The organism is Pseudanabaena sp. FACHB-2040, assembly GCF_014696715.1.
Lineage (GTDB): Bacteria > Cyanobacteriota > Cyanobacteriia > Phormidesmidales > Phormidesmidaceae > JACVSF01.
On record NZ_JACJQO010000025.1, the window covers coordinates 1 to 11,252 of the forward strand.

Here is an 11,252-nt window from a genome sequence, read left to right on the forward strand (position 1 = left end):
AAGATCTCGGGTGCTCAATGGAGTTCGAATAACGTGCAACAGGTGCTACTGCATCGTTGTGCCTACCTTAACGGCAGGTTCTCTGCTTAGTCCTACAAGACTGGGATGCACTCTAGCTGCTCAAGTTTACCCTGCAGCGCTTTAGTTTCTCTTTATAAATTAGCTCTAATTGGGCGACTGGCTGGCTGATACTGTTTACATAGCCTCTTTGCCCAGCTTAGGCTTCTAAACACCACATTTGATTATCCTTTCTGAAATGAGAGTAAGGAGGAGTATCAAATTTCCCTTGAAAAATTTAATATGGCTTTTGCATATTGAACTTTTCTGTCTCCTGGTTCACCATTATATGATTGCAGTGCTTTATCATAAATACTCTCTCTAATAGCAATGGAGGCAGCATCTGTCGATAAGAAAGCTTTTATACTGCTATCTCCTTGTTGTTTTGAATGGTAGCCTAAATAAACTTTTAATATTACGCCTCCTACGGCTGTTTGTATTGATGATGATGATTTTATCCAATCTTTGAACATAGTTGCCCATTGATTTTCTTGTGTTTGTGATTGGAAGTTTTAGATTGATGGATCTAGATTTGGAATTAACTTTTTAACAGCAGCCCTAAAAAAATCAACAGCTGTTCTATCTGCGTCAAGTTTTGACTTGATTGTCATCCCAACTTGGTCCATGAATTCTTTTACAGCAATCAACGTGATCTGTGTAGAACCAACAGCACCAGTTGGACTAACAGCATTCATATTAAAAGTAGATTCTTTCCTGATTAACCCTGTAAATATTCGAGGATCAATAAGCAAAGCATCAGCAACTTCTATTATACGATTGGCTAATGCCTCAGCCGAAAAAGGTTGATCCCAATTAGGGCGATGTTTTTTTATATATGAGGTAATGATTTCTGAGGTAGGTCGGAATGTGAAAAGGTCATGTTTTATATCAAGATAAATTCTCGATACATAGTAACCTTCTGTTGATAAGTCTCCTAAACTTGAAGGATATTCGTAAAAGTGACCAATTTTACTTGATTCAAGCTGATTGAGTCTTTTCTCAAGTATGTCTAGCCTACTTTGTATTGCTTGAATATCTTTACCAGCCTGGTAATCACTCATAAATATTTCAATTTTTTAGAAATTGATCTTACGCTAGACTGCGTTAAAAAATTGAAATAGAGGCTGAGCCACCGCAGGAACTGACCCAACCTCTGTATTTTGTTCTAGATCTATTTAGGGAGGGTAAACAATCCAAGCATACGGCCAGTTAGCTCTAGCTGTAATGTTAGCTGTTGAAACAAAAAATCGACCTGTTGTATCGTCCCTTACTTCTACCCTGACCTCGTAATCAACATCGACTGTTATCTGCGTTGTATATACCCATTTCTTTTCTATTGCACATCTATCTCTTTCTGGGTAGCTATACTCACAAGTTCGCTTCAGTGGTCCTCCGTTAAACTGTCGGAAGTTTTCACCATTTAAACTGAAGGAGTAATAGGTGCGATTGGCTCTCATGAAAACGAGATACAAAGGAAGAGTTTGAGCATTTATAGCTTCACTCGGTGAAACCTCTTCATCTTCTTCAATAAAATTTGAAGAGTACGTCAATTCAGTAGATTCGTTAAAAGTTTCTTCCATGCCAACTTTTCTCTTGTGTTGTGAAGCCAAGAACTAAGCTCTTATGGCGTATTTAAGATTACTTGTTTACCAAAGAACTATTCGCACGCACAACTATAGATGCGTACTCCTCCGGCTGCTATAGTTTCTTTGACGCGACAACTTCCACTACAACCATTGTTTGAGCAAGAGTAGTTAGGATAGATTCCTGTTAATTCACATCCTCCTGTAAATCTCCTACTTTCCTCACTAGAAAAATATTCCATTGCTTGATCAAGACTTAAAAATTCAATTAAAATTTCATCTTCTGTTTCAGTTATTGAGATAGCTGGAGATTTAATTCTGACTGGCTTAGCCTCTGAGTATGCCATAGAATTCTTAAAGGTTTAGAGCAACTACATTAAAGCACTGATGAGGTTTTACGTATAAGAATAGTTTTGAATGTAAGCTGCGATAGCTTCATAAACTGTTTCATGTCTTAATGATTGGGTAGAACAAGCAATTGTGGAATTGTGTATCGATTTTTTACACTTGTTGATGAAGTAATAACTTGCAGTTAAGCTTGTTCTACTTAGGATTGACTTGTAACTGGCGTATCAAGGAGCAGTTGAGCTGTGATAAACGAAATGGAAGAAGCCTATCCTGAGGAGCAATTACTCTCTGACGATCTTGCGCAAGAGAGCATTTTGCCGACTACTCAAAAAGCGCAGGGATTAGTCAGTGTTCTTCTAGGTATACAGGAAGATGCAACAGTTTCGTCTCGTACATGGAATTTGCAACCAAATCCCTTTGTTTTTTATGGAGCAAATCAAACTCCATTTGGTCAGATAGAGAATGCAAAAGTTACAATCATGACCTATCAGAGTGATGGATTGCTGAAGGGGCAGGGAGTCTTTACTTACGCAACAAGGTCGCTGGGTTGGTCAATAAGAGATAAAACTACGAAGGTCTCGCTATTGGATGGGAATAAGCAAGTGTTACACACTGCTGCCATTGTTTCTTATGTTCAAGTTACCTGTTTAGATGATGGTACAGGACCTATTACAGTTCGATTTGATTTTCCCGCCAATTTGTTTGATAAGGTTGAACATGTCAATGTGAGATATGGGAGGGCAACTTGGGATAAGTGTTCTTGATAGAGAAAGCTTAGATAGGACTTCTCTGGTTCGCCTTTGTATAGCAACCGAGGAAAAATGGTCGTTAAGCAAAAACTGTCCCACTTACGACGATTGGTCTAGTTGCTAGTAAGCAAGCAAAAACAACGAAAAATTAAGCTTTTACAGCATCAACAGTCTCAGAAACAGTCAAAAGTTGGACAGTTCAAGCTATTACGTGTCAAATCAAGCATGGTTGCGGAAAGCTCCAAGTAGCCAGCTTTTCAGCATTAGCGCCATTTCTTCTCCATTGCTATACAAAGGCGAACTTAGCTCAGCGCAAACTCTGACAGTAATTTGGAGCGATCTGGCAAGACCGTTTTGAACTAAAAACCTACTGCCCACCCCACATTCCATTAGATTCTGCAGAAGTTTTAGGCAATCCATTTGGTGACTTTAGCAACCGCTCAGCAGGTCAGTAATTTGGCTGATGAGCGTAATAAAACCATTCGGCTTCTTGGTTGCCTTACTGTCGTTACTACCTGCTTAATTAATTCCCATCAACCTGTGGAATATCAGATCAAGCCTCAAATCTATTCAAGGCAGGAGTTTCAGAATATTTAGTTCGAATGAACTACTCATCCTTTACTCGTAATACACTAATTTAGTTGCGAATAGAGCAGGGTGTGATCGTCGTAAGCTGACTGCCGTTAATTCTCAATGTGCTAGTTGGAAGTGCGGAATGTAGGCGGTAGCATAGCTGGTTCGGATCGGACAGCTTCAGCGTGAAGTTCGGCGAACGCGCATTAGCGAAACGCAGCTATGGTCGCAGCGGTTATACGTATCGCACGTGCATTGTCTCGCTTCCCGGCTACTCCCGTCGCCACACCCTTGTAATTGACGTTGGGATTGGAGAAATATCCAATGCGAGCGCCCTTCACGGACTTCCGCACCATCACAGTTGTCCATCTTTTCGTGTCAGCAGTGAACGAATGCCCTATTGCATACTCACGAACCCCCGTAATTGATTTGTCATCTACGTCATGGCAGCATCCAAAATTATGTCCAAGCTCGTGGATTAGTGACCAGCTAGTAGTGGATAGGCTGTAGCTAACAACGCTGTAAGCTTCACGTGCAAAGACATTGGATACCTCATCTTTTTGCATGATGTTAGCCAAGCCACCAAGGTTGCTGTTTGCTACAAACAAACTGACCATATCAGCACGGACACGGTTGCGAAGTGCATGCAGGTCTGTGAGACCCGTCGCTGTTCCAGCCACCAATTGGTTGAGCATTGTCGTAAAATCTTCAAGACCACCAGACAACTCACGGTAGCTTGACAACTCCTCAGTATGTACGAGCTTAATGTGAATACTATCCAGAGCGCTCTTGCTAAGCACTTCGTTGCATCGTGCCACTGCCTCCGCTATCCTTGCACGCATTGCCGCATTGCCGCCAATGGACTCCCGAGCCGTGGTCGTATATACGACGAGAAGATTAATGTCTATCTCGCTTTCTTCGACTTCTTCTTCGACTTCTTCTTCGACCTCTTCTTCGACCTCTTCTTCGACCTCACGATACTCGCGCTTCTCGCTTGCATCATTGCCTTGCTTTAAATTATCAATCTCCCGGTCTTGCCCGACGCCGCAATCAGGCAGTTCGTCTTCGTTAAGTTCGCGGAGGACGTATATGCGCTCTTGCTCATTGAACACCGTTGCCTCAAACAACCCATATCGGGGAGACGACAGAGTGAGAGAGACAATATTGTCTACCGCCACGATCGAAAGAGTGCTATCAGGATCATCTTCCAATGTACCCAGACGAACGGACGCGCCGCCTTCTTCGTTTCCACGCTCCAGAATGGCAACGAGATCAGTCGGTTGTTCACCGCCAGATGCCGAAAAGCGCATGCGGTGCATCGTCTTGCTCGGGAAAAGATTGAGGTTGATTCGCTCGACATCTTCAAAAGCTGCGGATGTTAGCTGCACCAGACGGGCACGTACGCCGAATGGACCAAGTATGTCAGCATCACTCACGCCTTCTTCTGTTTCTGCCGGAACATCCACAAAAAGAGCCGGATAACTTTCAGTCGTCATATGTCCACTCCGATATAGTTTTCACATTGAACTGACATCACTGTACCTGGCAAATAGCTCCAAGCTCCGTTCAGTCGGAGTCGATGTCAAGATTGGAAAGACTTTGGCTAGATCGTCAGTGTTAGATGTTTAGTAACTAGCAAATCATTCAATAATCGCAACAACTAATTGCTAGTGCTATAGATTTAAGCTTCATTAAGCTCCCTTACTTAACATTGCAGGTATGTCAATCTCTTTAATACAAGTGGCTCATGATAAGGGGTTAGCGCCACAAACCAAAACTGAGAGGCAGTGAAAATAAACGTTTGACCAAACCAGAGCCAACGGAAATTGGGCAATTGCAGTGCAGAGCGTAGCATGACTCGCCTCACCACAACAAATCGTTGAGCAGGCCATAAACTCCAGCCCAGTCAATTTTTATGGCAGCTCTTATGTAGCAACATTCTTCGTGGCACGGCTGGTGCCAGAGGCGAGCAGCAGCTTGAATGGCGAGATCGCTAGCGTTTTCCAGGGGTAAGACTTGATTCGTAAGAAACGCAATCCGACATAACAGGACTGGATGATACAAGACTGGTTCATCGTAAGTTCCAGATCTGTAGATAAAGTTCATATTGCCAGCGCTCGATATCCTTAACAGCAACGAAAAGCGAGATACCGAGCACTTTAGAATTTTTCAAGATTAGGCTGCCTCTAGCTGCACCTGAATGCCGTGCCGAGGACGCAAGGTAATCGAAGGCTGAAGATCAACTAATTGATCAGGTACAAGGTGAAGTTCAAACTGTTGGGCGATCGTCACTAGAATCAGCACTGCTTCCATTAGGGCAAAGCTCTTGCCAATACAAATGCGGGGGCCGTCACCAAACGGAAAGTAAACGCCGCGTGGTAATTGGTTCTCAAAATCATTAGCCCAACGCTCTGGGTCGAACTTCTCTGGTTCTGCAAAGTAGCGTTCATGGCGATGCATCACCCACTGGCTCATAACCAATGTGGTTCCCTTGGCAATCCGATAACCGCCCACTTCACAGTCTTCTATGGCTTCTCGGCTTAAGTCTGTCACAGGTGGGTAGAGCCGCATCGCTTCTTTAATGATCCAATTGGCATAGGGAAGTTGGGGTAAATCTGCAACTGTCGCCATCCGCCCTTGTAAAACTCGATCAAGCTCTGTCTGCAACTGGGTACGCACCTGCGGATGTTGATCTAATAGCATCCATGTCCAAGACAGGGTAGTCGCCGTTGTTTCGTGACCTGCCAGGATCATGGTGGCAACTTCATCACGCAACTGTTGATCGCTCATCCGACTGCCGTCATCAGCATCTTCGATCTGCATTAACATGCCGAGTAAATCTTCTCCAGTCTCCTGATTGCGACGACGCTGCCGAATCATGGCATAGAGCGTTTGGTCGAGTTGGGCGATTGCCTCCTGGTAGCGCCGATCGGATTCACCTATGCTAACGCCGACCGATTGCAGCGTTTGATGAATCGCTTTGACAGTGCGATCGAGCCAATTCTCGCGATGAATTTCGTCTGTATCCTCTCCCTCAGCCATGTACCAATCCATTGCTTCATCCAGGGCATGGGCGACATGGTTAGCTTCGCTGTCGCTGACATCGCGGTTGAAGATGGTTTTCATCACAATATCTAGGGTGAGCCGCATCATGGCTTCATGCACATCCAGAACTTGCCCCACTTGCCAGGTCCGTAGCATTCGCTGTGTGTAGTCCACCATGACCGCCCCATAGCCGCTAATGCGCTGTTGGTGAAAGATAGGCTGACTCAACCGTCGCTGCCGCTGCCAGAAATCTCCTTCATTGGTGATCAAGCCATTTCCCAGCAATCCCCGCAGCCTCCGGGTTTCCCTGGCTTTGATAAAGCGCAGTCGATCCTTGAGCACCTCGGTAATGTGATCAGGATTGGTGAGTAGACAATACATCTCTTCCTCAAACTGCAACGGCACAACCTCGCCCAACTCACGAGCACAGCGTGTCATGAACCCCAACGGGTCGCGGCTATACTCCACAAAAGCATCGGGTACTTGAGGATGCGGCAGTGTCAGCAAATCTTGGCTGATCTCTTGACTGATCTTCTGACTCATCGGAGATTCCTCTGGTAGTTACGAGTAAAATTATGAGTAAAACTCATGTTTTAAAATATGAGCAATGCTCAGGTTTGTCAATAAAAATGTGAGTATTGCTCATTTATTGGTGCTGCAGAAAACAATCTCATGACAGAAAAAATATCGAAACTACCCGGAATGCGCCGTCATCCTAGGCAGGCTCGCAGTCAAGAACGAGTCAATCAAATCTTGGATGTGGCGGAACAGATGTTTATTGCCGAGGGCTACAATGCCACCACAACTAACGCGATTGCAGCAAAAGCCAATGTCTCGATTGGGTCGCTTTATCAGTTCTTCCCAGATAAAGAGGCGATTGTGCAGGCACTCACGAGCCGCTATGTAGGGGTATTGCAACAGCGATTTGACACACTCCACACCCTTGAGACGATTCATTCAAGTCTCTCGGAGTATGTGGAGTTGATTGTTGATGCGGCCGAGCAATTCTTTAAGGACTATCCTGGCTATCATGCCATCTTTACGCAGGTGCAGGACGCAATTCCTGAATTAGGGAAGATTGAATCGGCTGCTGATCGTCAGCTCATTCAGGACTGGGCGATAGTCTTGTCAAAGTACTACCCTGGTCTCAAACCGGCGGACTATGAGGCGATTGCGTTTACATTAGTCAATGCGATCGGAACCTTGTTATGGTTATCGCTGAGTCAACAAGGGAGCTTTCGGCAACGCCTAGTCGCAGAAACAAAACGAATGATGCTAGGTTATTTGCAAAGCTATTTCCCAATCGATAAAGTTCCTCCCAACAAATAATTTCTAGAGCATCCCAGTGCCTTCAGAAATTTGCTGGCGTAGTCCCACGTTGGTAGGGTGGGCTCCCACCTGCCGAGAGAAGCTGATGATGGGCAAAGGCAGGCGTGATCTCATTCCCTTATGACAGTTACCAAACAGCGTCGGCTGTAAAATGGATTAAAAGGTCATGTGCCAGTTGCCCCAAACCCCTATTCTCTCATCTCCCCTTAACGGCTGAAACCCTTTATTCCTCGTAGAGTAGTTGCCGTTCATGCAGCGGATTCAAGTACATCAACTTAACTCAGCATAGCCAAGCTTCATGGACCTAGATAAGCACTTTGCTTACTAGCGAGACAGCGAGGCTTTGAGCTCTGTCTTAACGTCTCAAGTCCTGGACTTGGACACTTATGAGAGGGTGCGTACGCTGGTATAGTCGTACTCATGCCGAAACAGTCCTTCCTCCTATCAGACAGTAACTACGCCGCCTTTCTTGATGAGTTGAAGGGTCGGATCCGAAATGCTCAGGTCAAAGCGGCCTTGGCCGTCAACCAGGAACTCATCCGGCTCTATTGGCAGCTCGGCCGCGAAATCCTCGTTAAGCAGAAGCAAGAGGGCTGGGGAGCCAGGATTATTGAGCGGCTGGCCAAAGACTTGAAGCAGGAATTCCCCGAAATGAAGGGGTTTTCCCGCTCAAACCTCAAGTATATGAGAGCCTTCGCGGATGCCTACTCTGAGGAACAAATTGGCCAACAGCTTGTTGGCCAAATTCCTTGGGGGCATAACGTCCGCATTCTAGAGTTGGTCAAGAACCCGGAAGAGCGCCTTCGGTATATCCAACAAACCATTGAGAACGGATGGAGCCGCAACGTCTTAGTGATGCAAATTGAGAGCGGTCTGTATAAGCGACAAGGTGGTGCGATCAGCAACTTTGATCGCACGCTTCCTTCACCCCAGTCTGACCTCGCCCAGCAAATAATCAAGGATCCATACAATTTTGACTTCCTTACTCTGGCTAAGGGTGCTCGAGAGCGGGAGCTGGAGAAAGGACTTGTTGATCACATCCGAGATTTCCTACTGGAGTTAGGACTGGGCTTTGCCTTCCTAGGGAGCCAATACCCCATTGAAGTAGATGGTAGGGAGTATCGCCTTGATCTTCTCTTCTATCACATTCACCTAAGGTGCTTTGTAGTGATTGACCTCAAGATGGGTGAGTTTATTCCTGAGTATTCGGGGAAGATGAACTTCTACGTGTCGGCTGTGGATGACATGCTGAAAAATCCCAGCGACAACCCTACGATAGGGATCATTCTCTGCAAGTCAAAAAGCAAAACCACCGCCGAGTACGCCCTGCGAAACCTTAGCACCCCTGTTGCTATCTCCACCCACCACCTCCCTGATCAGCTTCAAGACAACCTCCCTTCCATTGAGCAGCTGGAGATGGAGTTGTCTACGGTTATTGCAGAGGTTGCAAACGAAGCAGAAGCTGCCTCGGATAAGTAATTTAAGTTCTACACGGCAAGAGAGACAAAAACGCCAGCTTTTTTGAGATCTTTCAGAAAAGAAGTATAAGAATACATACTGTAATAACTATATATACGGTTATTACCTTTTCTTTTTGGTAGAAGGTCTACCAGTTTTGACCTTTTCCAGTCCTTCAACTATAGCAAGCAGATCCTTGTCCTCCATGTTCCTCAAGGCATGCAGTCCTGCTCGGATGATCTCGCTTTTGGAAGCATTAACCGCTGAGCCCAAGCAACGCTGCTTGAGTAGAGCGATTAACTCATAGTCTGAGGAAGGCAGAGTAAAACTATCACGGACAACTTTCTCCTGTTCCTGCTCGACTGATGATGGAGAGATTTCCTGGCCCTGTAAAGGGGTTGTAGAAGAGGCATCTACGGGAGGTGATAATTGCTCCTGCCTCGCAGTAAACAGACTTTCGGCTTTCTCAAAACGCATTCTGACAGCATCGTCTTCGGCCTTGAGTGAGCCGGCCAAGGCCGACTTCATGTTTTTTTTCACCATTACGACTTCAGGTTCAAGCAAAGAACAGTTAAAACTATATATATGGTTTTAACAAAATTAATTATACATACAGTTTAAAAAGTTAATCCGCATTACTTCTATGCGAAAATAAACAAGCAGCATAAACAGTATAAAACCTATAAACGATTAAAACTGTTTATACAGTTTACTTGAAGTGGTCTTATGGCAGCTAAAATTATTGCCGTGGTCAATCAAAAAGGTGGCTCTGGCAAAACCACAACCACCATGCAACTTGCTGGTGCTATCTCACGGCGTGGAAAGAAAGTACTGGTTGTAGATGCAGACCCACAGGGAACCGCCACCCGTTGGGCCGCATCTGCTGAGGATGAAGATCCTTTTCCTGCATCGGTTGTCGGGCTGAGCGCAGCGAACGAGAAAGTACATCGTGAAGTCAAAAAGTTCATTGATGACTACGACTGCATTCTGATTGATTGCCCACCTGCCGCTGATTCGCCCGTACCCCAAAGTGCTCTACTCATCGCAGATTTAGCGCTGGTCCCTATCATCCCTTCACCCCTAGATATGTGGGCAGCAGTTGGGATTCGCCAGGTCATCAACAACGTCAGCGAGTTGAACGAAACCTTGACAGCGCGGTTGATTCTAAACCAGTGTCAGCCTAAGACAACACTTGCCCAAGAAAGTTTAGAAATCCTGCCGGAGTTTGGCATTCCTCTGGCCAAGGCGAACATTCAGCATAGACAGGTGTATCGTCAATCGGCTGTGTTTGGTCAAACCGTTCATAGCTTCGGGGCGAAAGCAGCAGCAGCCATTAAAGAAATAGAAAATTTGACCGACGAGGTAGCAGCCATTATAAGCCTATAAACCATGCAAACTGTATAAATAGTTTGCATGGTTTATACAGTTAAAACAGAATGAGCAATGCTCGAAGTAGTGAGACTTCATCATCTCAGTACTTTCATCCTTCAAGCCGGTTCTCTAAAAAGTCGAGCTGCCGTTAGTTCAAGCTGCTTTAAGCTACTGAAGAGAATAGGAGTTTCCCCCTCAAACACGGATTCCTCATACAGTCCCTCTTTCAACGCTAGCACTGTCACCCGCGCACCACTCACTGCGATCTCGGTCTTCATCCTCAAGTAAGCGTAAGAGACGCCCTGTCCCAAAAAGTAAGCAAAGAGGAACAAGGCAATCCGTTTAGGTCACTCTCTGGCGGCACCTCGATCAACTCCCCGTTCACGAGCTCATAGCGGGTATCTGCTCTGTCGTTGTAAGCCAGATATTCCTCGAACGTCAGGGTTCGAGCTGCTGCTTGAGTCATTAAGATCACGCCTCACGTACTACGGCCAGGGACTTTGGGCTGTCTCTGTGTGGTCTAGCAACTATTATCGGCAAATTGTTGAGCTGTCGGCTTCCAGAGGTGCTCCTAGGGCCAGTTCGACTACTCAGGCAGTAGCTTGGGGTCTACGTTTTGCAGATGATAGAGCAACGTCACTAGTTCACTATCCTTTAGCTCACTTCGCCGCCGTCCCTCAAACTTCTCGGCGATGAACTGCATCATCTGACTCGCGCTCAGGCCTAGACGCTGCACTTG

The 11,252-nt window shown here is 45.6% G+C and carries 12 protein-coding genes; 4 read left to right on the forward strand and 8 right to left on the reverse strand.

All coding sequences use genetic code 11. The features are described 5' to 3' along the window. Positions 1 to 275: 275 nt before the first annotated feature. The 4 genes from H6G13_RS25970 to H6G13_RS25985 all read right to left on the reverse strand — a co-directional run bounded on the left by H6G13_RS25970 (position 276) and on the right by H6G13_RS25985 (position 1,987). Positions 276 to 530: a hypothetical protein gene (locus H6G13_RS25970; protein WP_190488399.1), complete on the reverse strand. Its 255-nt coding sequence runs from the start codon at positions 528 to 530 to the stop codon at positions 276 to 278. A gap of 39 nt (positions 531 to 569) precedes the next feature. Next, positions 570 to 1,118 carry a transglycosylase SLT domain-containing protein gene (locus tag H6G13_RS25975; RefSeq protein ID WP_190488401.1) on the reverse strand — a complete coding sequence of 183 codons (549 nt, stop codon included), beginning with the start codon at positions 1,116 to 1,118 and terminating at the stop codon, positions 570 to 572. A gap of 114 nt (positions 1,119 to 1,232) precedes the next feature. Continuing rightward, entirely contained in the window at positions 1,233 to 1,637 is a 405-nt protein-coding gene (locus tag H6G13_RS25980) for a hypothetical protein (protein ID WP_190488403.1), read from the reverse strand. Between the two features lie 77 nt (positions 1,638 to 1,714). Continuing rightward, positions 1,715 to 1,987, reverse strand: coding sequence for a hypothetical protein (locus H6G13_RS25985; protein WP_190488405.1), 273 nt, complete (start codon positions 1,985 to 1,987; stop codon positions 1,715 to 1,717). Between the two features lie 255 nt (positions 1,988 to 2,242). On the opposite strand from H6G13_RS25985, the gene H6G13_RS25990 reads away from it, so the two are divergent. Beyond that, positions 2,243 to 2,752, forward strand: coding sequence for a hypothetical protein (locus H6G13_RS25990; protein ID WP_190488407.1), 510 nt, complete (start codon positions 2,243 to 2,245; stop codon positions 2,750 to 2,752). Between the two features lie 764 nt (positions 2,753 to 3,516). On the opposite strand, the gene H6G13_RS25995 is transcribed toward H6G13_RS25990, so the two are convergent. Together H6G13_RS25995 and H6G13_RS26000 are read right to left on the reverse strand one after the other, a co-directional pair. After that, the gene (locus tag H6G13_RS25995) at positions 3,517 to 4,806 is read right to left on the reverse strand and encodes a M12 family metallo-peptidase (RefSeq protein ID WP_190488409.1); all 1,290 of its coding nucleotides are present in this window, start codon (positions 4,804 to 4,806) and stop codon (positions 3,517 to 3,519) included. A gap of 679 nt (positions 4,807 to 5,485) precedes the next feature. Next, positions 5,486 to 6,898, reverse strand: coding sequence for a cytochrome P450 (locus H6G13_RS26000; protein WP_190488411.1), 1,413 nt, complete (start codon positions 6,896 to 6,898; stop codon positions 5,486 to 5,488). 129 nt (positions 6,899 to 7,027) lie between these two features. On the opposite strand from H6G13_RS26000, the gene H6G13_RS26005 reads away from it, so the two are divergent. Both H6G13_RS26005 and H6G13_RS26010 read left to right on the forward strand, forming a co-directional pair. Then, positions 7,028 to 7,684 (forward strand): TetR/AcrR family transcriptional regulator, encoded by a 657-nt coding sequence (locus H6G13_RS26005; protein WP_199306905.1) that lies wholly within the window; start codon positions 7,028 to 7,030, stop codon positions 7,682 to 7,684. 420 nt (positions 7,685 to 8,104) lie between these two features. After that, on the forward strand, positions 8,105 to 9,163 hold the full coding sequence (locus H6G13_RS26010; protein ID WP_190488413.1) for a PDDEXK nuclease domain-containing protein: 1,059 nt from the start codon (positions 8,105 to 8,107) through the stop codon (positions 9,161 to 9,163). Positions 9,164 to 9,265: 102 nt separating this feature from the next. Here the strand turns inward: H6G13_RS26010 and H6G13_RS28395 are convergent, their stop codons facing one another. Next, positions 9,266 to 9,685, reverse strand: a complete 420-nt coding sequence (locus tag H6G13_RS28395) for a hypothetical protein (protein WP_199306906.1) — start codon at positions 9,683 to 9,685, stop codon at positions 9,266 to 9,268. A gap of 183 nt (positions 9,686 to 9,868) precedes the next feature. Here H6G13_RS28395 and parA point away from each other — a divergent pair, with 183 nt between their 5' ends. Then, a complete protein-coding gene (gene parA / locus H6G13_RS26020; RefSeq protein ID WP_190488414.1) occupies positions 9,869 to 10,528 on the forward strand; it encodes a ParA family partition ATPase in 660 nt (219 codons plus the stop codon). 265 nt (positions 10,529 to 10,793) lie between these two features. Here parA and H6G13_RS29570 read toward each other — a convergent pair whose 3' ends face one another. Continuing rightward, a complete protein-coding gene (locus H6G13_RS29570; RefSeq protein ID WP_190488415.1) occupies positions 10,794 to 10,979 on the reverse strand; it encodes a Uma2 family endonuclease in 186 nt (61 codons plus the stop codon). Positions 10,980 to 11,252 lie beyond the last annotated feature (273 nt).